We start from the raw sequence: 25,670 nt of genomic DNA, 5'->3' as shown, positions 1-25,670 counted from the left end.
GACACTGACCACTGACCGCTGAATACTGAATACTAAAAAATGAAGATAATTTGTATTGGTCGCAATTATGCGAATCATATCGAAGAATTACAAAACGAACGCCCAACAGAACCTGTGATTTTTATCAAGCCAGATTCGGCGATATTGTTAAAACAACATCCTTTTGTAATCCCTGAATTTTCAGAAGATGTACAGCATGAAATTGAGGTTATTGTTAAGATTAATAAAGTAGGGAAGTATATAGATGCCAAATTTGCTCATAAATATTATGACGAAATAAGCGTAGGAATTGATTTTACCGCTCGTGATTTACAAAATGACTTAAAAGCAAAAGGCTTACCTTGGGAAAAAGCAAAATCTTTTGATGGTTCAGCTGTAATTGGCGATTTTTTACCAAAAGAACAGTTTAGTTCGTTAGAAAATCTTACTTTTGAATTGAAAAATAACAATCAAACCGTTCAGGAAGGTAATGTGAATATGATGTTGTGGAAAATAGACGAGCTAATTGCCTATGCTTCACAATATTTTACTTTAAAAATAGGAGATATTATTTTTACAGGAACTCCAAAAGGAGTAGCAAAGGTAAATCCAAACGACGTTTTGGAAGGATATTTAGAAGGACAAAAACTATTTAGAATACAAATAAAATAATGGCTTTACACTATAACTTAGCAAAAGTATATGCGATTTCTGACAATGATGCAGATTTTGTAAACGAAATTCTAACCTTGTTTGTCAATGATGTTCCAGAAGATTTGGCGCAAATTAAAGAGGGAATTAAAAAGAAAGATCACAAGCATGCCTATGCTTATGCCCATAAAATTAAGCCAACCTTGGATTTATTGGGAATGACTGTGGCTTTTGAGGAAATTCTTCAAGTGGAAGCCTGGACAAAAGAAGAAGGAAAAAGAAAAGATATCGAGCATACTTTTGATAGTATAAAGACTCAGGTGAAAGAAGCTATTAAAGAGATTAAGAAAGATTTTGATTTGTAATAAATCTCATTTTAAATTAAATATCAACAATAAAAATCAACATTCAACTTTTTTGAATGTTGATTTTATTTTTTAATACACTCAAATTATCAAAATAATATAATGAAAGCAACCATTGTTACTATAGGAGATGAAATTTTGATAGGGCAAATCATTGATACTAATTCGGGTTTTATAGCCAAATCTCTGGATAAAATAGGAGTAGAAATCAGTGAGATGATTTCTATTAGCGATGATAAACAACACATCTTAGATACTTTTGCAAAATTGCAAAATAAGGTTGATTTGGTAATCATTACAGGAGGTTTGGGACCCACAAAAGATGATGTCACTAAAAAAACATTTTGCGATTATTTTGAAGATGAGCTAATTGTCGATGAGGTAGTTTTAAAGCACGTTACACAGTTAATCGAAGGTTTTTATAAGCGTACAATTACTCAAATCAATAAAGATCAAGCATTGGTTCCTTCGCGTTGTACTGTACTTCACAATCAAGTAGGGACAGCTCCGGGAATGTGGGTGAAAAAAGAAAATACCGTTTTTGTTTCGTTGCCAGGAGTTCCTTTTGAAATGAAATACTTGGTCGAAAATGAGATCATTCCAAAGGTGGTTAAGGAATACAATCGTCCGTATATTATTCATAAAACGATTCTGACTTACGGACAAGGGGAGAGTATGGTGGCAGAACGTATTGAAGATTGGGAAAACAGTTTGCCTGATTTTATTAAGTTAGCTTATTTACCAAGTCCGGGAAGAGTGCGTTTGCGTCTTTCTGCTAGAGGAAAAGATAAAGGATTGTTAGAACACGCTTTAGGGGCTTATGTGGTTTCATTAGATGCTATTATCAATGATATTATTGTTGGTTTTGACGAAGATGAAACAATTGAAGTTATAGTGGGTAAAATGCTTAAAAAGCAACAGATAACCGTAGCAACAGCAGAAAGTTGTACAGGAGGTCAAATTGCAGCAAGTTTGTCTTCGGTGGCTGGAGCTTCAAGTTATTTTAAAGGAAGTGTGGTTTCTTACGCAACTGAAACTAAGATAAATGTATTGGGAATTCCAGAAGAATTAATCGAAGAATATTCGGTTGTAAGCGCTGAGGTGGCAAAAGCGATGGCGTTGAACGTTAAGAAGCTATTAAACACAGATTACGCAATTGCAACTACAGGAAATGCCGGGCCAACAAAAGGCGATGAAAAAGCCGAATTAGGAAGTGTTTTTATTGCTTTGGCTACGCCAAATGAGGTAATTGTGGAAGAGTTTAATTTTGGTCAACCCCGTGAAAGAGTGATAGATAGAGCGGTGATTAAAAGTTTAGAAATATTAAAGAAAGAAATTTTTAAAAATGTCTTGTAATTTTTTTGTTTGAACCATTTATTTTTCTTTTCTTTGCACCCTGATTTTGAATAACGATAAAAATAAGTATAATGTCAAGAGTTTGTGACCTTACAGGTAAAAGAGCGATGGTAGGAAATAACGTTTCTCACGCTATGAATAAAACTAAGAGAAAGTTTTCTGTAAACTTAGTTAAAAAGCGTTTTTATCTTCCAGAAGAAGATAGATGGATTACTCTTAGAGTAGCAGCATCTACGATAAAAACAATTAATAAAAATGGAATTGACGCTGTTTTGAAAAAAGCACAGTCACAAGGATTTATTAAATAATCTTTATTCCTAAATAAATATATAGCAAGATGGCAAAGAAAGGTAATAGAATCCAAGTAATTTTAGAATGTACAGAGCACAAAACTTCAGGTGTTGCTGGTACTTCAAGATACATAACAACTAAGAACAAAAAAAATACTCCAGACAGATTAGAAATTAAAAAATTCAATCCTGTTTTGAAAAGAGTAACTGTTCACAAAGAAATTAAATAATAATAAGATTTTGATAAGAGTCTCAAATGTTGCATTTAGAGATTTTATTAAAATTCAAATAACATTTGAATCATGGCAAAGAAAACAGTAGCATCGTTACAAACATCTTCTAAGAGATTATCAAAAGCCATCAAAATGGTTAAATCTCCAAAAACTGGCGCATATACTTTCGTAGAAACTATTATTGTTCCTGAATTAGTTGAAGAATTCTTGAAAAAGAAATAATTCATAAAATAATATATAGAAAAGCTACTTTCATTCTCGGAAGTAGCTTTTTTATTTTCTATATTTACTCTTAAAAAAACGTAAACAGTTACTCAATACTTTTACATCATTTTTTATACTTCAAATACAATGAGTTTTTTTAAAAAAATATTTTCGTCAGAAAAAAAAGACCCGAGCTTAAGCGAACAGGCGAAGCAGTCTTTAGATAAAGGACTTGAAAAAACAAAAAATACTTTCTTTTCTAAGTTAGGTAAAGCCATTGCAGGTAAATCTAAAGTGGATGATGATGTTTTGGATAACTTAGAAGAAATTCTTGTTTCTTCTGATGTAGGTGTTGATACTACTTTAAAAATCATAACTCGTATTGAAAAACGCGTAGCTGAAGATAAATATTTAGGTACTGCGGAGCTAAACCAAATTTTACAAGAAGAAATTGCTTCTTTATTATCAGAAACCAATACTGGCGAAGCAACAGAATTTATTATTCCAATTAACGTTAAACCTTATGTTTTAATGGTTGTGGGTGTAAATGGCGTTGGAAAAACAACTACTATTGGTAAACTAGCTTATCAATTTAAAAAACAAGGTTACAACGTAGTTCTTGGAGCTGCTGATACTTTTAGAGCTGCTGCTATTGACCAATTGCAAATTTGGGCAGATAGAGTAGGGATTCCTATTGTGAGACAAAATATGGGTTCTGACCCCGCTTCGGTAGCTTTTGACACACTGCAATCGGCAGTGGCACAAGATGCTGATATTGTAATTATTGATACGGCAGGACGTTTGCATAATAAAGTCAATTTGATGAACGAATTGACAAAAGTGAAACGTGTGATGCAAAAAGTTGTTAATGATGCACCACATGACGTAATGTTAGTTTTGGACGGATCTACTGGACAAAATGCTTTTGAGCAAGCCAAACAATTTACAGCTGCAACCGAAGTGACTTCACTTGCTGTTACTAAACTGGACGGAACTGCCAAAGGAGGAGTTGTGATTGGTATTTCAGATCAGTTTCAAATTCCTGTAAAATACATTGGCGTAGGAGAAGGTATTGAGGATTTACAGGTTTTCAATAAACACGAATTTGTAGATAGTTTTTTTAAATAAAAAATAAATATGTTTTCTTCATTTAAAAATATTGCGCCTATTTATCTTTATATGGTAAGTGTAATATGTTTTGTAATTGCAAATATTATCCGGGATCAATATATAAACTTATATTATATTTTACTGATTATTGGAATCATTTTTTTTGTTTTAGGTTTTAAAAATAGAATCAGTAATAAATCCTAATTTGTTATTCATATAAAGCATTTATCTTTTGCCATAATTCATTATCAAAACCAGATAGAGCAAAAGATGGATTAACTGTGTTGGCTGCTTCTCCCATTCTGATTACCACCATTTTTTTGCTAGGAATCACATAGATTTTTTGGTCATTTTTACCTAAAGCCATAAACATATCGTTAGGACCATTTGGAATAATACTTCCTGAAAATTGTAGTTGAGTTTGTGGTAAATGGTAACTGCTTTTTCCGTTCAACCACCAAAGATAGCCATACCCGAGATTAATATTTTGTGATGTTGAGGTTGCAGCGTTAAAAAAAGATTCATTCAAAACAGTATTGTCTTTCCATTTTCCTTTGTTTAACATCAATAAACCAAAGCGAGCCATACTTCTGGTATTACTAAAATAGACAATATTGTTGTCTAGTGGTAACCAAGTACCATTCATTCCAATTTTATCTCTCAATTTTGAATTGAAATAATTGTTCCAACTTTGTCCTGTAGCTTGTGCAATAACATCTTGTAATTTTACATAGACATTATGATACGCCCAACGCGTTCCTGCATCGGCTTTGTAGGTTAAACTAGAAGGGGCAACATCATCGCCATTAGCAATATCTTCAATTCCTGAAGTCATGGTAAGTAAGTGTTTGGAAGTAATTAGATTTTCTTTTGCTACAGTTTCAGATGTCCATCCCGTACCTATATAATCAGATACTTTGTTGTTAATGTTGATATAGCCTTCTTGCTCTGCAATTCCAGTGAGTGTTGCTGTTAAGGTTTTCCCAGCGCTTGCCCAATACCAATTAGTAGTTGCTGAATGTCCATTAAAATAATTTTCCAATACAATGCGTCCGTTCACTAAAATCATAAACGACTTAGTATTTTTTAACTCTAAATAGTCTAATAATGGTTGAACTGCTTCTTGTTTCCATTCTAAATCACTAATAGATTTGGTTTCCCAATTTGATCCTGTAGTAGGAGGGAAATATAGGTTTTCTGTGGTTGTAGTATCTGAATTGCTTTCTGGACTACAATTGATAAATAACAAAAGGCTAATTAAGCTAAGAAGTATTTTAGACATGATTTTGTAATTTTAGGTTAACTTCTTTAAGACACAAAACATATAAAATAGTTTAAGTTGTGTTTTATTTTTTAGCTAAGTTAATTATAATACACTTAACTTTGTTCTTAGAAATCGCTCCTGATAATTAATAGTATTTATGATGAAAAATGTTTTAAAAACTCTTTTTGTATGTTTGTTTTTGGTTTCTTGCCAACAAAAAATTACCCCAGAAGATATTAATAAACTCAACGGTTATTGGGAAATCGAGAAGGTGGTTTTTAAAGATGGCGAAGACAAAGAATTCAAGATGAATGAAAATTTTGATTTTTTTAAAATTGCTAATAATAAAGGAATTCGAAGAAAAGTAAGGCCTCAATTTAACGGAACATTTTTATTCAACGAAGATTATGAAAATGTAAAAGTACGTTTTGAAGAAGAACATGTTTTTTTAGATTATTCTACCGCTTACGCAAAATGGACTGAAGAATTAATATATATATCAGAAGATGAGATGGTAATTAAAAATGATCAAAATAAAGAATACGAATATAAAAAAGCAGGACCAATTAACTTATTAGAAGATGGCAAAAAGACTAAATAATCAAAGTACCGTAGGCGATGTTCTAAAGCAAATTATTCAGGTGAATAAATTGCAGTCAGGAATGGACGGAATCAATGTAAAAGAAGCATGGCAAAATTTAATGGGTAATGGGGTAAATAGTTATACCAGAAATGTAGTTTTAAAAGGAAGTACTTTGTATGTAGAATTAACATCATCAGTTTTGAGAGAAGAACTAAGCCACGGAAAATCTAAAATTGTAGCAATGATTAATGAAGAACTGCGTCGCGATGTGATAAAAGAGGTGGTTCTTAGGTAGTGGTCAGTGTTCAGATTTTTAGTAATCAGTTATTATCAAATAAAAAAATCCCGTCTTGTTCTAAAAAACGAGACGGGATTTCTTTTTTTATCTGCGACTTTCTTCAACTGTGACTGAACACTAAAAAGCTGAACACTGAATACTAAATACTAAAATTCTTCTCTTGTTGCAAAATGAAAAGCACTTTCTATAGCTGCATTTTCATCACTATCAGAACCGTGAACTGCATTTTGGCTCATTGAAGTGGCGTATTTTTTTCTGATAGTACCTTCGGCAGCATCAGCTGGATTTGTGGTACCAATAAGTGTTCGGAAATCTAAAACAGCATTTTCTTTTTCTAAAATCGCTGCAACAATAGGTCCGCTTGACATAAATTCTACTAAATCGGCGTAGAACGGTCTTTCTTTATGTATAGCATAAAAAGCTTGTGCATCGGCTACTGTAAGCTGTGTTAACTTTAAGGAAACGATTTTAAATCCTGCATAGTTAATCATTGCAAGTATATTTCCAATGTGTCCATTAGCGACAGCATCGGGTTTAATCATGGTAAAAGTTCTGTTGGTAGTCATTTTATAATTTCTTTTTTATAAAAGTAGTTTTTTTAAAACGTAATTTCTCTTGATTTAACTATAAATTAAGTCAAAAATGCTGTTCTTTTGTTACATTTTATAAAGTAATGACATCAAAACGCTGCTCTAGCGGTTCAAGACACTCAATGAGTTTTGTAATAAGGTTATTTCCGGTTTCAATATAAAATTCAGAAAAATTAGCTTGTCGTTCTTGTAATCCTTGATTAGGAAATAATTCGTTTTGTAAATCGGTAATGCGAGTTAAAGTATCTTTTAATTTTATTTTTTGCGCTTTTAGCAAACGTTTTTCTAGATTTTCAAGTCCTTTTAACTGTTTCATTTCTTGTGCTTTTACTGCACCCGCAAAAGATGGGTCGGTTTTTGTAGTAATTTCGTGTAGGATACTAAATTGCGAGTGCAATTGGTTTTTTAGCATAGACAAATCTATATCTATTTCTGAAAGTACTTTTGCTTTGGAATTAATCAAATTGGTTTGTTTCGAAAACAAGTCATTCCAATTGAGATCTAATTTATCCGCTTTTTTTACTTGTTTCTCCGTTGCCAAAAGAACCGAATTACGAACTAGAAGTATTGGAAAACTAACTTTTACTGCATCAAAAAAAGATTTTAATTCGAGCCAATAGGCAATTTCACCACCACCACCAATGTAGCAAAGATTAGGCAGAATCACTTCTTGGTACAAAGGACGCATAATTACATTTGGACTGAACTTTTCAGGATGATTTTCCAGTAATGCTAGAATTTCACTTTCAGAAAATTCCATTTTAGTATTGTTCACTTTGAATTTTCCGTTTTCAAAAACAATACGCTCTCGTAATTGATCTTCGATATAGAATAGATTAATTTCACGCGGATTTACTTGAATTGTATATTCATTTAGTTTTTCGATAGTTTCTAGCACCTTTTTGTAAGCAGTTTGATGCAATAATTCTTCTTTTATATATGGTGCGAAATTTTGTTTTAAATCAGCATCATCGGCATCAATAATGACTAATCCATGTGCGCTAAACAGCGCATTAGCTAAATAACGTGTGGCATCAGCTAAATTATCATGATTCAAATAAGCTTCTTGAAATAGTTTTTTTAGTGTTTCAGCATGGGTGCTAGAACCTAATTCTTGGGCAAATATTTCAAAAAAATCATCCAATCCTTCAGTTGAAAGCCGTCCTACTGGTCCACTGCTTTCTGCGTTCCAACGGAATTTTTTTCCTTTAAAGTTAAAATAATTGATTTCTTCAAAATCATGATCCTCCGTTGCCATCCAATAAACGGGCACAAAATTGTAAGCGGGGTATTTTGCTTTTAATTCGGTACTCAAATTAATAGTAGAAATGATTTTGTATAGAAAATACAAAGGTCCAGAAAACAGATTTAGTTGATGTCCTGTAGTTATAGTAAAAGTATTGTCAACTTTTAGAGATTCAATGTTTTGCTCAGTTAAATGCGAAATTTCAATTCCGCTATATTGTTTTTGTAAAACTGAAACCAAGTTCGCTCTATGTATATGATTGAAATTGGCTTGCTTTTCGGTAATTTGAGCTTCGAAGTTTTCAATGATAGGAAACTGATTATATAAAGATTTTAATTTTGGATTTTGGTCTAAATAATCATTCATCAAAGGAGAAAAATATCCTGATTTTTGATAGCTGATACAGTCGTTGGGCATGTTTGAATTTGTTTTGAGTAAAATTACCAAAAAATATTGGAACTAAATATTTGTTGCTTTCAAAAATAAGGAAGACTTTTGCACGATTTTAAACCTAATTATTTGACGATGAAAGAACAGCCAAAGAAAAAAAATTCCTTAAAACATGTCCTTTTTGGTAGTTTGATAGGTACTACCATAGAGTTTTTTGATTTTTATATTTATGCCAATGCGGCGGTTTTGGTTTTTCCACAATTGTTTTTCCCGAGTTCAAGTCCTACTATGGCTACCATACAATCGTTAGCTACTTTTTCGATAGCTTTTATCTCGCGTCCGTTGGGTTCAGCTTTTTTTGGACATTATGGTGATAAAATTGGACGAAAATTTACTTTAGTCGCCGCTTTATTAACCATGGGAGTTTCTACAGTGGCCATTGGTTTTTTGCCTAGTTATGCTAGTATTGGTGTTGCGGCTCCTTTATTATTAATGCTTTGTCGATTTGGTCAAGGCGTTGGATTAGGAGGAGAATGGGGTGGAGCTGTTTTGCTGGCAATCGAAAATGCACCGCCTAATAAACGCGCTTGGTACGGAATGTTTCCACAATTGGGTGCGCCAATTGGTTTGTTGCTTTCAGGCGGGACTTTCTTGTTATTAACTGATTCGATGAATAGCGAAGATTTTATGGATTATGGATGGAGAATTCCGTTTATTGCCAGTTCACTTTTGGTAGTAGTTGGGTTTTATATTCGAACAAAAATCTCCGAAACACCTTCTTTTGAAAACTCTAAAATAGCAAACGAAGAAGTGAAAATTCCATTCCTGACTTTGATAAAATCCTATAAAAACCAATTAATTTTTGGAACACTGGCTGCCGTTACCACTTTCTTGGTTTTTTATCTAATGACAGTTTTTACGCTAAGTTGGGCAACTTCTGATTTGGGTTTTGCAAAAAGAGATGCGCTGTTGATTCAGCTATTTTCGGTATTGTTTTTTGCTTTGTTTATCCCTGTTTCAGCGGTAGTAGCTGATAAAATTGGACGTCGGAAAATGTTGATTTTGGCCACGATTGCTATTGCTCTGTTTGGCTTTTTCTTTTCGTATTTTTTAAATTCAGGAAGTACTTTTTTAGTTACTGCTTTTATTTGTATGGGAATGGCGTTGATGGGTTTTACTTATGGCCCACTAGGAACTTTCTTATCTGAATTGTTTCCTACCTCTGTTCGTTATTCGGGAGCATCTTTGACTTTCAACATGGCAGGAATTTTAGGGGCAGCTTTTGCTCCAATGGTAGCCATTTGGTTAGCATCGACTTATAGTCTAACTTATGTTGGCTTTTATTTGACTATTGCGGCTTGTATTTCTTTGGTTGCTTTGTTGGTAATTAGTAAGGAGGAGCATAAGTTTTAGAAACGATTTTAACTCATAAAAAAGGTCATCTGTAAAATTTCAGAAGACCTTTTTTGTTTTTTCTATTTTTTGGTTGAATCAATTACTGGTTTTATAGTTTTGAAAACTTCATTAAGCCCCATAAATAATAATGGATAAAATGCTTCTTTTTCTTCAAAAGCCCAGGTTTTATGCCCTTTCAATTGATAAAGGTAAATAGATGATTTGTGATAGGTCCAATACATTCTGAAACAATCTATTTTTTGGTGTTCTTCTTTTAGTTTTTTGGTACTTAAAACGTTAAATAGTTTTTCTAAACGGTTTTCTTCAAAATTTAGATTTATTACAACTCTGTTGCCTTCAAAAACTAAAACTACGTGATCTAAAAAATTTTCGCATTTGCAATACCATTCTTGTCCTGATTGGAATGGAACAAACTTTTTGTTTTTTGAAAATTTATTATAAACAGCACATTTTTCTATAATAAAATCATAGTTAGTTTTTATAATATCCATTTCAAAACCAATAGTTTTGGTTTCTCGGCTTTCCTTTTCAAATTCCGAACTGTTGATGATAGATTTTATTTCGGTGATGGCATCTTGAAAAATGCTTTCGTCATCTCTACCATGTTTATAATCGTTCCAATTGCTAGTTTCTTCATCAGTTCTACGGAATAAAACTGCCATTTCTCTATTGTTTCGTTGAGAGTATTCAAATAAATTCATCGATCCAATAATTAAATATTTTTCGTTGTAAAAACATTTACTATGCAAATTCGGATGGTGCAAAAGATTAAGGTTGTCTATTTCCTTCAATTTTACTCTTTCGTGTTCGTTAACCTCCTTTTCTTTATAAATAATGGTTATTTCAACGCCTCTTTTTTCTGCTGCTTTGAGTAGTTTTATAATTATTTCCGAAGTTTGAAGATAGGGACTTATAATAACCAATTCTCTCTCGGCTGTTTCAATAAGTTTAGGTAAATAGTCTCTTAATTTTTGTGTGTTTAAAAATTCTGCCATTCTTTATATTTCAATTGTATTTATTGCTGCCATAATTCTATCCGTTTCGCTCAAAGCCACGATGATTTTTTGATAATGCAAAATATCATCATAACTCAACTCACGGTCTTTGCGGTCTTTGAGCCATTTTTGTGCGGGCTGATAACCACCAATGTAAAAATTCCAAGCTACCTCGGGAATATTGTCAAAATATTGGGTGTTGTTGATGTGAACTTTTCCAAGAACCCTGTCAGAGTTTTGAACTCTGACAGGGTTAATTTCGTAACGAGGTTTTGCCACCACATTATCGCCATCTTCGGGATATTGGGTGATATATTTTTCTACAATTGGGTTTTCCAGCAAATGAATTTGACGCAATTCGCCACCTAATTGTACCAATTGCCAAAAATTATCAATCTCTTCTTTCGTACAGACGCGATTAATCGCGTCTCTACACGGATACGGCACTCTAGGGAAATCAATTTTCAAAAACTCCTTGTATTTCTCTCTATATGTTGGCGAATGCAAAACGGCATAAATATAATCCAGCAAATCGATTGGGGCAAAACTTTGTCTAAATTCTGGTCGCACTTCCTCACTATTGGCAAAACAAACTTCTCCTTCTGTTTCTTTTTCGTTGGTGAAAGTCAATCCCAAACTATCCGCAATTTGTTTGACAATTTCGGGGTTTAGGTTAGGTGTTCTTTCCGTGTTGCCGTCTAATGTTTGTTGGGCTGTGGTTTCGGGGTAGAGGTAGAGGGGTGCAAAATATGTCCCATTTATATCCATTGAAATTGCTGTTGGTATTGATTTTGTAATTAAAGAATGATTCCAATTTACTTTCACAATTTTTGGAAAATTTAAAACTAAATTATCATTTATTACTTCTTTACCAACAGTCCTTCTTGTTCTATCTACAAATGCATCATTGTAATATATATCTATCATCAAATGGACGGTAACATAGTTTTTTAATTTCAGTTTCTTTAAATTCTTTTACTTTGTTTACTGCTAATTGTAAATTCCAACTATTCGATTGTTTAATCTTATATTTATCAATAAGAAAATTTAATTCATTAGAATTGAATATTGAATTTATACGTGATGTTAAATCTCTTTTGTTGAAATCCACTACCAATTCATCTCTGTGTGTTTGTACACCAATAATTGATTTGTTAAATAATTTATTTAATGGGATGAATTTTTTGTATACTGACTCAGTCTCTGTGTCATTATCTTTAAAATAACTGCTCAAAGTTTTCGGATTGTGGTATAATCAATTCGTTTTCTACTCGTGCTATGGCAATTTTAGTCACAAACTCTCCGTCTTTATAAAAATGGAAATCCATATAGTCAGTAAAAACCAAATTGGATAATCCTGATTTGTAACGGTCAAATTGTTCTTTGAGTTTTTTGTCTTTTAAATCGACTCCAATATCTTTGGCTTCGATATAGCCAATAGGCACATCTTTGCGGGTCAATACATAATCGGGTGCTCCACAATCCACTCTCGCGGGTTCGTTGGTTACCAAAACATCGGGCAAAATAGCCATAATTAGGTTTTGCAAATCGCCTCGATAGGAGTGTTCGCGAGCATTGCCAGTTTTGTAAAGGGTATTTATTTTGGAGAGGTATTCTTGGATTGTCATTGTATTATTTTTGAGATTTTAAAAGTAGTAATTTTATTCCAAAATACGGAAAACCTTCAAAAATGAATTTTATTCTTTTCTAAATTCGTATTCAGCATATCAATAATTTTGACTTGCCTCCAGCTTTAGCTGAAGGAAAGCATATCAATAATTTTGATTTGCCTCCAGCTTTAGCTGGAGGAAAAGGAATCAATTTAGCATTGGCTTTAGCCAAAAAGTATGCTATTTTGGCTAAAGCCATTAAAAACAAGGCAATTTTATTTCTCCAGCTAAAGCTGTAGGCAATTAATGTTTTGAAAATAGAATATGCTGAATGGTTCCCTAAATTCTAAAATACTTTACTTTTGCATCAAAACAATGTCTTTTGAAAACCAAACTCTTCCTTATCACACCGCCTTTTACCCAACTGAATACACCCTATCCAGCAACCGCTTATATCAAAGGGTTTCTGAATACCAAAAACATTTCGGCAACACAAGCGGATTTAGGGATTGAAGTGATCTTAAAATTGTTTTCGAAGCAAGGGCTTGAAAATTTGTTTCAATCCAACAACCAACAACCAACAACCGACAACTGTAAACGAATCTCAGCCTTACAAGACGAATACATCAAAACCATTGATTCGGTTATTGCTTTTTTGCAAGGGAAGAATCCAACCTTGGCGCTCCAAATTTGTCAGGAAGATTATTTGCCCGAGGCGTCTCGTTTTGCACAATTGGAAGAATTGGATTGGGCTTTTGGTACTATGGGAACTCAGGATAAGGCCAAGCATTTAGCCACTTTATACCTCGAAGATATTTCCGACTTCATTGTAGAATGTGTCGATGCTAATTTTGGTTTCAGCCGTTATGCGGAACGTTTGGGACGATCTGCCAATTCTTTCGACGAATTATATGGGGCTTTGCAGCAAGAACCAACTTACATTGACAAAGTTCTTTTTTCTCTTTTAAAAGATAAAATCGAAACCATTCAACCTGAATTATTCCTGATTTCTGTTCCTTTTCCTGGGAATTTATATTCGGCTTTTCGATGTGCACAATGGGTGAAACAGCATTATCCGAATATTAAAATTTCAATGGGTGGCGGTTTTCCAAATACGGAATTACGTTCGCTTTCGGATGCAAGAGTTTTTGAATTTTTCGATTATATCACTTTGGATGATGGTGAAGTGCCCATTGAAGAATTAATTTCCAATATTGAAAATCCAACGTATGATTCTTTTAAAAGAACTTTTCTTTTAGAAAACGGAAAAGTAGTTTATAAAAACAATTCATTAAAACCAGATTACAAGCAATCGCAAGTAGGAACTCCCGATTATTCGGATTTGTTGTTGGATAAATACATTTCGGTTATCGAAATTGTGAATCCGATGCACCGAATGTGGAGCGACGGACGATGGAACAAGCTCACGATGGCGCACGGTTGTTATTGGGGGAAATGTACATTTTGCGACATCTCATTGGATTACATAAAAATCTACGAACCTGTTGCCGCCAATTTATTGTGCGATCGAATGGAGGAAATGATAGCGCAAACAGGAGAAAACGGGTTTCATTTTGTAGATGAAGCTGCTCCTCCAGCCTTGATGCGCGCTTTGGCTCTCGAAATACTTCGTCGAAAATTATCGGTGACTTGGTGGACCAATATTCGATTCGAAAAAAGTTTTACTCGTGATTTGTGTTTGTTGCTCAAAGCCTCGGGTTGTATTGCTGTTTCGGGTGGACTCGAAGTGGCTTCCGACCGATTATTGCAATTGATTGACAAAGGCGTAACGGTAGAACAAGTGGCAAAAGTTACCCGAAATTTTACCGAAGCCGGTATTATGGTTCACGCTTATTTGATGTACGGTTATCCAACACAAACGGTTCAGGAAACGGTGGATAGTCTGGAAATGGTACGTCAATTATTTGAAGCGGGGATTTTGCAATCGGGATTTTGGCATCAATTTGCGATGACAGCTCACAGTCCCGTTGGAATGTATCCAGAGAAATTTGGTGTTGTTCCAACTTCCCCTCCTTTGGAGGGGTTAGGGGTGGTTTTTGCCAATAACGATATTAATTATGTAGATCATACAGGAATAGACCACGATAAATTTAGTTTTGGATTGAAGAAATCGCTCTTCAATTTTATGCATGGCATTTGTTTTGACTATGAATTGCAGGATTGGTTTGAGTTTAAAATCCCAAAAACAAAAATTCATCCTGATTTTATTGCCAATGCTTTAGAAGAATCCGAAGATTTCAATATAAAACCAACAGCCAAAATCGTTTGGCTAGGAGGGAAGCCCTTTGTAGAACATTTCACAAAATCCAAAAAAGGAAATACTTGGGAAATGATGACTTTGACTTTTCACGATAAAAAGGAAAGTTTTACTATTCAAACGCCAAAAAAAGAAGGCGAATGGTTGGTGCAAATGCTTGAAAAAATTTCATCTTCTAACTCTAAAATATATTCTTTTATGGAAATCAAATCGGATTTTGAAACTAGTTTAGAAGATTTTGAATTGTTTTGGTATTCCAAACCGGTGAATACTTTGAGGGAATTTGGATTGTTGGTGTTGTAAATAGTTACAAATAATTTATTCTTTTTGAAAACACTCATTACTTATACGTTATAAAGTAATCCGCAATTCTTTTATTTCGATTGCTTAAAGACAAATTGATCGTAGTTATTAGTAAACCTCCTTTTTAGGAGGTTTTTCTATTTATAGGTGTTTTTTTAATTTTATACATTTTTTTATTTTTACAGTACATCCCTATTTTTTATAGGGGTGTATGTGTGTAAATATGTTTTTTGTTGTGTTTTGATTTATTTTTTACTTCTTTTTTGGTTTTTGTATCGTTTTTTAAGAGGGTTTTGTTTTTTAACTATGAGAATAATTATTTTTTTGATATTGAAAAATAAGGAAAATGTATTTTTTATTATTCGAATCTTGGTTTTTAATAATTCGACGTCAAAATTGGTAAAAAGTTATCTGATTTCATTTTTGTAAATATAAAAGTTGATAAATTTGCTTCAACAAAAAGAGATAAAATGTGTTAAATACTGAGAATAATATGTTAATATTTCTTTTTAAGTAAAAATAATTTAAATAACCAAAACAAAATTCAACATGAAAAAAGTACTTTTAATTTTAGCTTTAGCGCTTACAGGAAACATGACATTTGCACAAGACACACCATTAGAAATTTCAGGTTCTGCTGATCTATATTACAAATACGATTTTGCTAAAGGACAAAACATAGGAACTAGTTTTGCAAGTGATCAAAATTCTGTTTCACTAGGTATGATCGATATTGCTTTGAAAAAAACAACAGGTAAAACGTCTTTCGTGGGTGAAGTTTCTTTTGGACCTAGAGGACAAAATCAATCGATTCCAAACTTAGATGGAACATACGATGAAGGAACTAACTCATTCCACATCCAAAACTTGTATGCTACTTATGCAGCTACAGATAAATTAAGTTTCACAGCTGGTTACATGGGAACATTTATTGGATATGAGGTAATTTCTCCAGTGGCTAACTTCCACTACTCTACGTCTTATTTATTTACTAATGGACCATTCCAAAATGCAGGAGTAAAAGCAAACTACGCGTTTTCTGATAAAGTTGGTTTGATGATAGGTGGTTTTAATAGCTCTTGGAATGTGTATTCTGCAGATCCATTTAAAGGATTGAATGCAATAGGTGCACAACTTTCTTTTGCTCCAACAGAAGGAATAAGTGCTTACCTTAATTTTATGGACGGTTCAGAAAGTGGTACTATTGTAGATTTAACAGCTACTTTCCAATTATCGGATAAATTCAGTTTAGGTTTAAATGCTGCTGATTGGTCTTCAGCTGCTGATAGTGATTTCGGTTATACAGGAGTAGCTTTGTATCCTGCAGTTGCAGTAACTGAAAACTTTGGTTTAGGTTTGCGTGCTGAATATTTCAAAGCTAAAGAAACTGCTACAGGTCTATTTGGAATTGGAGCTGATCAATCAGTAACAGCTTTTACATTGTCAGCTAACTTGAAAGCAGGTGGGTTAACAGTTATTCCTGAATTTAGATTGGATAGTAATTCTGATGATTTTTTCATGAAATCGGATATGATGACTCAAACAAAATCTGCTTCACAAGCTTCAATAGCATTAGTATATGCTTTCTAAGAAATAACTAAAATTTAATTTTAGAATTAAAAATATAATTTTTTTTACTGCCAAGGCGCTTCAGGTGTCTTGGCAGTTTTTTTGTTATTAATAGTACATGTCTTTTGAGTTAGTTATATTCAAATTTAATCCGACTTGAGTTAGCTTGTTGTATTGAAAATGTTATTAATGCTTTTTTCTAAATACTTTTCTATCTTAAAAGCTCAGCTATAGGAATGAATCTTTAAAAAAAAACAAGAAAAAAGAGTCTTAAAACCTAAACGTTTGCGTCTTCAACGTCAAATTTGGCGTCAGGAACGTGAAACTTTACGTCGGGAACGTGAAATTTGGCGTAGGACAACGCCAAATTTGGCATCAAGGACGCCAACTTTTACGTCAACAACCCAAACAATGGCGCTCCAGACGCAAACGTTTAGGTTTTTGTGCCTTTTTAAAGATTGGTAGTTTTTGTATTTGGAGGAAAAATAAAAGGATACAACAAATTGGTTTTTGCCTATTGTAGTTTGTTTATTGATAATTTTTTTTATCTGTTTAATCAGTATCACCCGTTCTATTGAGAAATCTGTTTAAAACATTTTAATCTGTGGCTAATCCTATCTAATAGTATTAGTTTCGGATAGCTATATTAATTATTATTTAGTGACCGCTTTTATGCAAAAAAAAAGTTCTTTGAGAGGATTCAAAGAACTTTTGTATTGGTAATAAATGAAAATTATTGTTGTTTCAGGTAGATAGAATAAATAGTATTAATAGTGCTTTGATCTAAAATAGAATTAACCTCTTGAGGCATGTAATGTAATTTAAAAGCAGTAATTGCAGCATTTAAATTCTTTGTATTGTAGCCTATAATTTGTAATGCTAGCACGGGGCTAAAATCAAAAGGAGCCAAAGGGAGTATGTCGTCTTGCCAAATTCCGAATCCATTTTCGGCTAAGGTTTTCCATGGAAATAATGCGCTTGGATCTTTTTTTCGAGTAGGAGCAATATCTGAATGACCAATAATGTTTTGATCAGGAATATTATAATCTTTTTTTAACTTACTTAATAAAGCCATTAAGCTGGTAATTTGAGCTTCAGAAAAAGGTTCTACACCATTGTTGTCTAATTCAATTCCTATGGAAGCCGAATTAATATCAGTATTTTTTCCCCACGAACTTGCTCCTGCATGCCATGCACGTAAATAATCGTTTAGCATTTGAACCACATGACCATCCTCGGCAACTATATAATGAGCACTTACTTGTGTGTGTACTTTTGTAAATGTATTAATCGTTTGCTCTAAAGAATCTTGTGCAGTATGATGAATAATGATAAAATTAGGCTTGCGAAGATTGAAATTTACTGTACTTATCCATTCAGTATGAATTCCATTATCTAATCGGGTTGAACCTACTTTGAAAATACTATCTTTAAAAGTGTATAACTGTTTGGAGTAAACACTATCAATACTTAATGTTACTTTATTTACAATAGGTAGTGGTTCAGGTACTTTAATAGACATTTCATCTGTTAAAGATTTTAGTTTAGTAGCATATTCTTTCTCGCTCTTCTTATACGGATTAGTGGAACAAGCCGTAATGATAGCAAAAGGAATTAAATAAAAAAAAGGTTTAATCATTTTTGAGAGCTTTATTGAAAGATTTTTTTATTCTTCTTTTTTAGATTTTTTCTTCTTTTCTTTTTTGTTATTTCCGCGATCTTCTTTCAATGCTTTGTATTTTATTTTTTGTTCCTCACTCAAGTATTCATTTACTTTTCGTTCGTTTACTTCAAAAAGCACTTTTATTTCGTTTGATTTTTCGGTTTGTCCTAGTTTTTCATCTTTCATAATGGCCGTCTGTGATCTGATGATATCAGTATAAACGTTACCAATTGCGATAGTTTGCAATTCGTCAAGATTTAATTCTGGTTTTAACTTCTCCATTATTTTACTCACGGTTACTTCTACAGGAATTTCTTTTGGTTTGGATGGAGTTTGATCCATTTGGTTTATTTGGCTCATACTGTTTCTACCCATTCCACCACCGCCATAACCGTTGCCATAGCCATTTCCATAACCATATTGGGCAAATGTAGTATTAAACGAAAGTAATATAAACGCTAATGCAACGATAAATTGTGTCTTATTCATAATTTTATTTTTTAAAATAGCTGAAATTAGATGTTATGCAGGTTCTCCGTAAAGGTCAAATTCTGTAGCTTCTGTGATTTTAATCATGGCAAAATCGCCAGTTTTTAAGTAATGTTTAGACGCCTCAATCAATACTTCGTTATCTACATCTGGGCTGTCAAATTCAGTACGACCTACAAAGTGTTCTCCTTCTTTTCTGTCGATAATACATTTGAATACCTGACCTACTTTTTCTTGATTCAAATCCCATGAAATTTGCGATTGTAATTCCATGATTTCATTGGCACGTGCTTGTTTTACATCATCAGGGACATCATCTTCAAGTAAATACGCATGTGTGTTTTCTTCGTGAGAATAAGCAAAACATCCCATACGGTCAAATTTCATCTCTTGAACAAAGTCTTTTAATATTTCGAAATCTTCCTGAGTTTCTCCTGGATAACCTACAATTAATGTGGTTCGAATAGCCATTCCTGGAACTGCTGCTCTAAAATCCTTCAATAACTGAGTTGTTTTAGCCTGAGTTGTTCCGCGACGCATCGATTTCAAAATAGAATCAGAAATATGCTGTAACGGAATATCAATGTAATTGCAAATCTTAGGTTCGCGTTTCATTAATTCTAACACATCCATAGGGAAACCAGTAGGGAAGGCATAATGCAAACGAATCCATTCAATTCCTTCAACTTTTGTCAAAGCCTCTAGTAATTCGGCAAGATTTCGTTTTTTATAAATATCAAGACCGTAATAAGTTAAGTCCTGAGCAATTAAAATCAATTCTTTTACACCGTCTCTAGCTAAGCCTTGAGCTTCTTTTACTAATTTTTCAATAGGTTGCGAAACGTGTGCGCCTCTCATAATAGGAATAGCACAAAAACTACATGGTCTGTCACATCCTTCAGCAATTTTTAAATAGGCATAATTTTTAGGAGTAGTAGTTAAACGTTCTCCTAATAATTCATGTTTGTAATCAGCACCTAGCGCTTTTAATAATTGAGGTAATTCAGTAGTTCCAAAAAATTGATCCACATTGGGGATTTCTTTTTCTAAATCGGGTCTATATCGCTCCGATAAACATCCAGTTACAAAAACCTTGTCTACCAAACCTTTTTCTTTCTTGTCAGCATATTCTAAAATCATATTTACCGATTCTGCTTTGGCATTATCAATAAATCCACAAGTATTGATTACAATAATATTTCCTTCTCGCTCAACAGGAGCTTCGTGTTCCACATCTTTTCCATTGGCACGAAGTTGCCCCATTAATACCTCACTATCGTATATGTTTTTTGAACACCCTAGGGTAATTACGTTTATTTTGTTCTTTTTTAAAGACTTGGTTCTCATAGATTTGTAAATTGGATGGCAAAATTACGTTTTTTTATTCAAATTGAATTGGTTTTCGTGCCATTTAGCTGTTTTTTGTGAAGCTATTCGAGATGTGTAATATAATCTTCTGAAGAAAAATAGGGAGGATTTCCCTTGGCATCACGACTAAAAAAATAACCGTCTTGTTTACAAAAAGACAAGACGGTTATTTTCAGATTGTTTTTCTAGTAATTATAATTCAAATAATAGTGTTAAAGAAACCGTGTTGTTGATTGAATTTATTTTGGTTACGTCAGTTAAGCCTTGGTTAGGTGTTTGCCCTTGGTTAATAAATTGGTGTGAATTTCTTTTTGCATATGCATAAGATAAATCTGCTCTGGTTCCTCCAAAATTATACCCCAAACCAGCTGAATAACCATTTAAGTTACCAATAGTTATTTTGTTTTCATACGGACTTTCTTCAAAACGATAACCAGCTCTAAGGCTAAGTTTTTCAATTTTGTATTCTCCTCCTATTCTTACTTCATTAGTCTTGGAGAGAGTTCTGTTCATTGCGTTATTTAAAACTTGGTAGTGACTGTCATATTCAGGTTTGAATTTGGTGTTACCATAATCTTTATAACTATAATCAATGCTTATGAGTCCTGTTTTTCCAAAAACATAGGCAAAACTTGCTGTTAATTTTCCTGGAGTTTGTAATTTATAAGGTGCATAAACATTAGGTCTTGGATCAGCAACATCGGGATCTAATGAACCAGATAAATTAGCACTTACTGCGATTAAAGTTTGGGTTAATTTATCATTCAATTTGTACCATGTTGGTGATTCATAAGATAAACCTACTCGTGCTTCATTAGTTATTTTTCCAATGATTCCAAGTTGGAATGAAAAACCAGAACCATAAGTATATAAATCATTGTTGAATTGAACTTTGTTTACTCTATAACTTGTAGGTTCTAGGGGGTTATCATTGTCTTCATAAAAAACAGATGATTGAGTGTAATCTACAAAATGAGAGTTCAAGTTAATCCCTATGAAAAATTTATCATTGCAAGAAGCTGCTGCGTTAAAAGATAGTTTTCCGTTGTAACCATTAGTAATAACTGTGTTTTCTTGATAATAATTACCTCCTTCAGTAACATTTGAGATGTATTCGTTGGGATTAGGGTCGTTATTTGCTGGGTCGATAATAAAGGTATCATAGGCTAATAAAGCCTGTTGAGCTGCGAAGTCTAAATTTTCGTAATTGGAATTTTGAAAGCTGTTTAAAGAAATACCATTTGCATAGTTTAAAAAATAATTCCCAATTGAATTTGTTGGATTGATTCCAAAAGAACCAATAGTATTGTCGAAGTTGTTTTTGTTATCATAATTTATGGCTAAAGAAAACTTGTTCCACCCTTCATTGTTTCTGTTGTTGTTATTATTAAAAACAAATACTAATCCAGCTTGATTAAAGTCGAAAGAATTTTCTTTTTCTGTATTTGTAGAGCCAAAATAATTAGAATTATTTTTAGTATTAGTGTTGCTTGCAGTTATTCCCATTTGGTTGTATGCAAATATAGCTGAACCAGCGGGATTTACATTTAATGAAGATAAGTCACCGCCCAAAGCACCAAAAGCTCCACTCATTGCCCTGAAACGAGCTGTTCCGTTTAGGTTTTCTAGACTGTATCGAACTGCGTCACTAATTTCTTGAGATTGTATAGTATTAAAAGCAAAACCTAATAGTATTAAAAATAGATATTTTTTCATTTTAATTTTTTTTATGTTGTAAAACTACTATTGTTTATCTTCTACTTCCTCCTGATGATCTACCGCTACTTCCACCACTGTTACTTCCACCACCATAAGATCTGCTACCACTGTCTCCACCAGATGATGGGGTGCTGTATGTTCTTGAAGGGGTGTTGTAGCTTTCGTTTCTTGAGTAGTTGCTGTTTTGTTGTTGTCTCGAATTGGTATTACTAGGCGTTCTCGTAGTAGTTGTATTTCTATTGGTATTCGTTGATGTTCTGTTAGAACTGTAAGTTCTTGGATTCGTAAAAGTAGGTGTTCTGTTAACAGCTGTTCTGCTCGTTGAGTAATTTCTACCAATTGAATTGTTTCTGTCCGTAGAATAACTTCTTGACGGAGCATAATTTCTAGAACTCACTGAAGAGGTTCCTCTTCTATTTGGCGCATAAGAAGAATAGGCCGGTCTATACACCCTGTTGTAATAATTATTGTTCCAGCCCCAATTGTTCCAGCCTAATCCATAATTCATACCCCAGTTATTCCAGCCCCAGTTGTTCCAACCAAATCCGTAATTCATGCCCCAATTATTCCATCCCCAATTATTCCAGCCAAATCCATAATTCATTCCCCAATTATTCATTCCCCAATTATTCCAGCCAAAACCAGAATTCATTCCCCAATAATTAACGATTGTCCCAGTTTGATTATTGCCCCATCCAGCATAACTTGAATGAGAATCATTATCAACTGAGTCAAAATCACTGTATTTGTCAATATCTGTCATGACTTCAGCAGATTCACTGTCATTTTGAAGTGAACTAAAATAATCTCTATAATAATTGTCTGAATTCGTGTTTCTTTCTGGAGTTCTATAGACTCTATTGCTTGAAGCTCCATAAATCCCATCACTTTTATAATAGGAGCTATTTTGATAAGAACCACAAGAAACCATGAAAAGGCTTAGTAATCCAATGTAGAGATAATTTTGAATTTTTTGGAATGAAAAAATATTAGTTTTCATATCTATTGGTTTTTTTATTGTTGCACATTACAAAAATAGTTAGTTTTGCGGAACTATTTAGTTAAATAAAACAAAACAAAATTTGTGCCAAACTATTCAATATGAGTAAGAACCTTACTACGCGATCGGAAGATTATTCAAAATGGTATAATGAGCTGGTTGTAAAAGCTGATTTAGCCGAAAATTCAGGAGTTAGAGGCTGTATGGTCATTAAGCCTTATGGTTATGCAATTTGGGAAAAAATGCAAGCCGAGTTAGATAGAATGTTTAAAGAAACAGGACATCAAAATGCTTATTTTCCGTTATTTGTTCCTAAAAGTATGTTTGAAGCTGAGGAAAAAAATGCCGAAGGTTTTGCTAAAGAATGTGCTGTTGTAACTCATTATCGGTTAAAAAATGATCCTGATAGACCAGGAAAGTTAATGGTCGACCCAAATGCTAAGCTTGAAGAAGAACTTATTGTTCGGCCTACGAGTGAAGCTATTATTTGGTCTACCTATAAAGGTTGGGTGCAATCGTATAGAGATTTACCTTTATTGATTAATCAATGGGCTAATGTGGTGCGATGGGAAATGCGTACGCGGCTGTTTTTAAGAACTGCTGAGTTTTTATGGCAGGAAGGACATACAGCACATGCAACAAGAAAGGAAGCTATCGAGGAATCAGAAAAAATGATGAACGTTTATGCTGATTTTGCTCAAAACTTTATGGCTATTCCTGTTGTTAAAGGTTTGAAAACGGAAACAGAACGTTTTGCTGGTGCAGAAGAAACCTATTGTATTGAGGCTTTGATGCAGGATGGAAAAGCACTTCAGGCGGGAACTTCGCACTTTTTAGGACAAAATTTTGCAGAAGCTTTTGATGTCAAGTTTGCCAATGCCGAAGGAAAGCAGGAATATGTATGGGGGACTTCTTGGGGAGTTTCTACCCGATTGATGGGAGCTTTAGTAATGACACATTCTGATGATCAAGGATTAGTGTTGCCTCCTAATTTAGCGCCAATACAAGTGGTGATTGTTCCAATATACAAGACAGAAGAACAATTATCACAAATAAAGCAAGAAGTAAATAACCTAATTGTTGATTTACGCAAATTGGGTATTACGGTTAAGTTTGACGATAGAACAACCCAAAAACCAGGTTTTAAATTCGCAGAGTGGGAGTTAAAAGGAGTTCCTGTTCGAATTGCTGTTGGTCCAAAAGATCTTGAAAACGGAACTTATGAAGTAGCAAGAAGAGATACTTTGACTAAAGAAGTGAAGTCTAAAGAAGGAATTGCTGCTTTTATAAGTGATTTGTTAGCCCAAATTCAATCAGATTTATTTAATAAGGCATTAAATTATCGAGAAGCTCATATTACTGAGGTAAATAGTTTTGATCAATTTAAAGAGGTTTTAGAGAACAAAGGTGGTTTTGTATCAGCACATTGGGATGGAACTACAGCAACGGAAGAGAAGATTAAAGAGTTGACTAAAGCAACTATAAGATGTATACCTTTAGATGGAGTAGAGGAAGCGGGAAGCTGTGTGTTTACTGGGAATCCATCAACAAAAAGAGTGTTTTTTGCTAAAGCATATTAAAAAAATATTTTTTTTTTGTCTTAGCTATTGCGAAATTAAAAAACAGTTGTATCTTTGCAACCGCAATACAGAAACAGGCCCGTTCGTCTATCGGTTAGGACGCATGGTTTTCATCCATGTAAGAGCGGTTCGATTCCGCTACGGGCTACTTTTTATTTGCAAAAAAAAGTTCTTACTAACTATAAAAGTAACATGGCCCGTTCGTCTATCGGTTAGGACGCATGGTTTTCATCCATGTAAGAGCGGTTCGATTCCGCTACGGGCTACAATTAATCTTTAAGAGATTAAAAACTAACTAGAGGGATATTGGTCCGTTCGTCTAGGGGTTAGGACGCTAAGATTTCGTCTTAGTAACAGGGGTTCGATTCCCTTACGGACTACAAAAAAATATAGTAAAAAAGATAAAAGATAAAATAAAATGGCAAATCATAAGTCAGCTCTAAAAAGAATTAGAAGTAACGAAAAGAAAAGAGTGTTAAACAGATACCAACACAAAACTACTCGTAATGCTATTAAGGCGTTAAGAATAGCTACTGATAAATCTGATGCTACTTCTAAATTGTCAAATGTTATTTCTATGATTGATAAGTTAGCAAAAAAGAATATTATTCACGATAATAAAGCTTCTAATTTGAAATCAAAGTTAACTAAATTTGTTTCTAAATTGTAATATTACTCCTTTGATATATTTAAAAACCTCTTTCGTAAGAAAGAGGTTTTTTTGTTTAATAATTGGTTTCAGAAAAAAACGGATCAGGGATCAGTCCGGATCAGTCCTAAAACCTGTGGGGAAGCAATAATTAAGCATAGATGTTAGTTAGCTTAAAAAAAGGAAAAACGCAACGTTTCTAACGCATCTGAATTTTGATCTGAATGCTTTTATTTTTGCATTAAAAGATTCTGCCGAAGCATTGGTGCTTCTGTTGTCAAAATAATTCAATATCGTCTGATAATGATTTGTAATAATGCGGTAGCTTTATTGTTTAAAATTGTATCGAGAAGCTTTGTTTGAACTATTGTTTTTTTTGCGCTTATCTAATAAAAAGCCTTTGTGAATCCTCTTTTTTTCTCGGAGAAACTCCGCGAAACAATCTCTAGTCAACTCTAAAATCTTACAAAAC

General features: G+C 33.4%; 26 protein-coding genes, 3 tRNA genes and 1 pseudogene. 18 read left to right on the top strand and 12 right to left on the bottom strand.

Translation table 11 applies throughout. The annotated features are described in order from the left end of the window. Nucleotides 1-39: 39 nt before the first annotated feature. From AAGV28_RS10210 to ftsY, 7 genes are all read left to right on the top strand, one after another. Nucleotides 40-651, top strand: coding sequence for a fumarylacetoacetate hydrolase family protein (locus tag AAGV28_RS10210; RefSeq protein WP_373406711.1), 612 nt, complete (start codon nucleotides 40-42; stop codon nucleotides 649-651). Then, on the top strand, nucleotides 651-995 hold the full coding sequence (locus tag AAGV28_RS10205) for an Hpt domain-containing protein (RefSeq protein WP_373406710.1): 345 nt from the start codon (nucleotides 651-653) through the stop codon (nucleotides 993-995). The genes AAGV28_RS10210 and AAGV28_RS10205 overlap by 1 nt, the downstream gene beginning before the upstream one ends. Nucleotides 996-1,097: 102 nt before the next feature. After that, nucleotides 1,098-2,351 carry a CinA family nicotinamide mononucleotide deamidase-related protein gene (locus AAGV28_RS10200; RefSeq protein ID WP_373406709.1) on the top strand — a complete coding sequence of 418 codons (1,254 nt, stop codon included), beginning with the start codon at nucleotides 1,098-1,100 and terminating at the stop codon, nucleotides 2,349-2,351. Between the two features lie 71 nt (nucleotides 2,352-2,422). Further along, the gene (gene rpmB, locus AAGV28_RS10195) at nucleotides 2,423-2,659 is read left to right on the top strand and encodes a 50S ribosomal protein L28 (RefSeq protein ID WP_035660225.1); all 237 of its coding nucleotides are present in this window, start codon (nucleotides 2,423-2,425) and stop codon (nucleotides 2,657-2,659) included. 29 nt (nucleotides 2,660-2,688) lie between these two features. Next, nucleotides 2,689-2,871: a 50S ribosomal protein L33 gene (gene rpmG / locus AAGV28_RS10190; RefSeq protein ID WP_016988713.1), complete on the top strand. Its 183-nt coding sequence runs from the start codon at nucleotides 2,689-2,691 to the stop codon at nucleotides 2,869-2,871. Between the two features lie 72 nt (nucleotides 2,872-2,943). Next, a complete protein-coding gene (locus AAGV28_RS10185; RefSeq protein ID WP_373406708.1) occupies nucleotides 2,944-3,096 on the top strand; it encodes a DUF4295 domain-containing protein in 153 nt (50 codons plus the stop codon). 129 nt (nucleotides 3,097-3,225) lie between these two features. Further along, nucleotides 3,226-4,206, top strand: a complete 981-nt coding sequence (gene ftsY, locus AAGV28_RS10180; RefSeq protein WP_373406707.1) for a signal recognition particle-docking protein FtsY — start codon at nucleotides 3,226-3,228, stop codon at nucleotides 4,204-4,206. Between the two features lie 190 nt (nucleotides 4,207-4,396). On the opposite strand, the gene AAGV28_RS10175 is transcribed toward ftsY, so the two are convergent. After that, on the bottom strand, nucleotides 4,397-5,470 hold the full coding sequence (locus AAGV28_RS10175) for a serine hydrolase domain-containing protein (protein ID WP_373406706.1): 1,074 nt from the start codon (nucleotides 5,468-5,470) through the stop codon (nucleotides 4,397-4,399). Between the two features lie 142 nt (nucleotides 5,471-5,612). Here AAGV28_RS10175 and AAGV28_RS10170 point away from each other — a divergent pair, with 142 nt between their 5' ends. Together AAGV28_RS10170 and AAGV28_RS10165 are read left to right on the top strand one after the other, a co-directional pair. After that, nucleotides 5,613-6,053, top strand: coding sequence for a hypothetical protein (locus AAGV28_RS10170; protein ID WP_373406705.1), 441 nt, complete (start codon nucleotides 5,613-5,615; stop codon nucleotides 6,051-6,053). Next, entirely contained in the window at nucleotides 6,034-6,330 is a 297-nt protein-coding gene (locus tag AAGV28_RS10165) for a DciA family protein (protein WP_373390872.1), read from the top strand. The genes AAGV28_RS10170 and AAGV28_RS10165 overlap by 20 nt, the downstream gene beginning before the upstream one ends. Nucleotides 6,331-6,479: 149 nt before the next feature. On the opposite strand, the gene AAGV28_RS10160 is transcribed toward AAGV28_RS10165, so the two are convergent. Beyond that, complete coding sequence (locus tag AAGV28_RS10160) at nucleotides 6,480-6,899, bottom strand: nucleoside-diphosphate kinase (protein WP_373406704.1); 420 nt, start codon at nucleotides 6,897-6,899, stop codon at nucleotides 6,480-6,482. A 97-nt stretch (nucleotides 6,900-6,996) separates the two neighbouring features. Next, nucleotides 6,997-8,586, bottom strand: a complete 1,590-nt coding sequence (gene bshC, locus AAGV28_RS10155) for a bacillithiol biosynthesis cysteine-adding enzyme BshC (RefSeq protein ID WP_373406703.1) — start codon at nucleotides 8,584-8,586, stop codon at nucleotides 6,997-6,999. 108 nt (nucleotides 8,587-8,694) lie between these two features. Between bshC and AAGV28_RS10150 the strand changes: the two genes are divergently transcribed. Next, nucleotides 8,695-9,972, top strand: coding sequence for an MFS transporter (locus AAGV28_RS10150; RefSeq protein ID WP_373406702.1), 1,278 nt, complete (start codon nucleotides 8,695-8,697; stop codon nucleotides 9,970-9,972). Nucleotides 9,973-10,034: 62 nt separating this feature from the next. Here the strand turns inward: AAGV28_RS10150 and AAGV28_RS10145 are convergent, their stop codons facing one another. The 3 genes and pseudogenes from AAGV28_RS10145 to AAGV28_RS10135 form a co-directional block, all read right to left on the bottom strand. Beyond that, entirely contained in the window at nucleotides 10,035-10,970 is a 936-nt protein-coding gene (locus AAGV28_RS10145; protein ID WP_373406701.1) for a phospholipase D family protein, read from the bottom strand. A 3-nt stretch (nucleotides 10,971-10,973) separates the two neighbouring features. Continuing rightward, nucleotides 10,974-12,081, bottom strand: a pseudogene (locus AAGV28_RS10140) (type ISP restriction/modification enzyme). A gap of 106 nt (nucleotides 12,082-12,187) precedes the next feature. Further along, on the bottom strand, nucleotides 12,188-12,598 hold the full coding sequence (locus AAGV28_RS10135; protein WP_373406700.1) for a hypothetical protein: 411 nt from the start codon (nucleotides 12,596-12,598) through the stop codon (nucleotides 12,188-12,190). A 113-nt stretch (nucleotides 12,599-12,711) separates the two neighbouring features. On the opposite strand from AAGV28_RS10135, the gene AAGV28_RS10130 reads away from it, so the two are divergent. The 3 genes from AAGV28_RS10130 to AAGV28_RS10120 all read left to right on the top strand — a co-directional run bounded on the left by AAGV28_RS10130 (nucleotide 12,712) and on the right by AAGV28_RS10120 (nucleotide 16,751). After that, entirely contained in the window at nucleotides 12,712-12,879 is a 168-nt protein-coding gene (locus AAGV28_RS10130; protein ID WP_373406699.1) for a hypothetical protein, read from the top strand. Nucleotides 12,880-12,962: 83 nt separating this feature from the next. Beyond that, entirely contained in the window at nucleotides 12,963-15,161 is a 2,199-nt protein-coding gene (locus AAGV28_RS10125) for a B12-binding domain-containing radical SAM protein (protein ID WP_373406698.1), read from the top strand. A 549-nt stretch (nucleotides 15,162-15,710) separates the two neighbouring features. Further along, nucleotides 15,711-16,751: a porin gene (locus tag AAGV28_RS10120; protein ID WP_373406697.1), complete on the top strand. Its 1,041-nt coding sequence runs from the start codon at nucleotides 15,711-15,713 to the stop codon at nucleotides 16,749-16,751. 712 nt (nucleotides 16,752-17,463) lie between these two features. On the opposite strand, the gene AAGV28_RS10115 is transcribed toward AAGV28_RS10120, so the two are convergent. The 5 genes from AAGV28_RS10115 to AAGV28_RS10095 all read right to left on the bottom strand — a co-directional run bounded on the left by AAGV28_RS10115 (nucleotide 17,464) and on the right by AAGV28_RS10095 (nucleotide 22,969). After that, nucleotides 17,464-18,369 (bottom strand): N-acetylmuramoyl-L-alanine amidase, encoded by a 906-nt coding sequence (locus tag AAGV28_RS10115; RefSeq protein ID WP_373406696.1) that lies wholly within the window; start codon nucleotides 18,367-18,369, stop codon nucleotides 17,464-17,466. 27 nt (nucleotides 18,370-18,396) lie between these two features. Continuing rightward, nucleotides 18,397-18,882 carry a hypothetical protein gene (locus AAGV28_RS10110; RefSeq protein WP_373406695.1) on the bottom strand — a complete coding sequence of 162 codons (486 nt, stop codon included), beginning with the start codon at nucleotides 18,880-18,882 and terminating at the stop codon, nucleotides 18,397-18,399. A 33-nt stretch (nucleotides 18,883-18,915) separates the two neighbouring features. After that, nucleotides 18,916-20,229 (bottom strand): 30S ribosomal protein S12 methylthiotransferase RimO, encoded by a 1,314-nt coding sequence (gene rimO, locus AAGV28_RS10105; RefSeq protein ID WP_373406694.1) that lies wholly within the window; start codon nucleotides 20,227-20,229, stop codon nucleotides 18,916-18,918. 213 nt (nucleotides 20,230-20,442) lie between these two features. Beyond that, entirely contained in the window at nucleotides 20,443-21,966 is a 1,524-nt protein-coding gene (locus AAGV28_RS10100; protein ID WP_373406693.1) for an OmpP1/FadL family transporter, read from the bottom strand. Between the two features lie 34 nt (nucleotides 21,967-22,000). Then, nucleotides 22,001-22,969, bottom strand: coding sequence for a hypothetical protein (locus AAGV28_RS10095; protein ID WP_373406692.1), 969 nt, complete (start codon nucleotides 22,967-22,969; stop codon nucleotides 22,001-22,003). A 101-nt stretch (nucleotides 22,970-23,070) separates the two neighbouring features. Here AAGV28_RS10095 and proS point away from each other — a divergent pair, with 101 nt between their 5' ends. From proS to rpsT, 5 genes are all read left to right on the top strand, one after another. Next, nucleotides 23,071-24,549, top strand: coding sequence for a proline--tRNA ligase (proS, locus tag AAGV28_RS10090; protein WP_373406691.1), 1,479 nt, complete (start codon nucleotides 23,071-23,073; stop codon nucleotides 24,547-24,549). Between the two features lie 76 nt (nucleotides 24,550-24,625). Then, a tRNA-Glu gene (locus AAGV28_RS10085) sits at nucleotides 24,626-24,697 on the top strand. A gap of 46 nt (nucleotides 24,698-24,743) precedes the next feature. Continuing rightward, nucleotides 24,744-24,815, top strand: a tRNA-Glu gene (locus AAGV28_RS10080). A gap of 42 nt (nucleotides 24,816-24,857) precedes the next feature. Next, nucleotides 24,858-24,929 (top strand) — tRNA-Glu (locus AAGV28_RS10075). A 38-nt stretch (nucleotides 24,930-24,967) separates the two neighbouring features. After that, a complete protein-coding gene (gene rpsT / locus AAGV28_RS10070; RefSeq protein WP_161643694.1) occupies nucleotides 24,968-25,219 on the top strand; it encodes a 30S ribosomal protein S20 in 252 nt (83 codons plus the stop codon). A gap of 147 nt (nucleotides 25,220-25,366) precedes the next feature. On the opposite strand, the gene AAGV28_RS10065 is transcribed toward rpsT, so the two are convergent. Next, nucleotides 25,367-25,489, bottom strand: coding sequence for a transposase (locus AAGV28_RS10065; protein ID WP_373406690.1), 123 nt, complete (start codon nucleotides 25,487-25,489; stop codon nucleotides 25,367-25,369). Nucleotides 25,490-25,670 lie beyond the last annotated feature (181 nt).

Origin of the sequence: Flavobacterium zubiriense (assembly GCF_041729725.1) — a bacterium.
Taxonomy (GTDB): domain Bacteria; phylum Bacteroidota; class Bacteroidia; order Flavobacteriales; family Flavobacteriaceae; genus Flavobacterium; species Flavobacterium zubiriense.
This window is presented reverse-complemented; position numbering and strand designations above follow the sequence as displayed.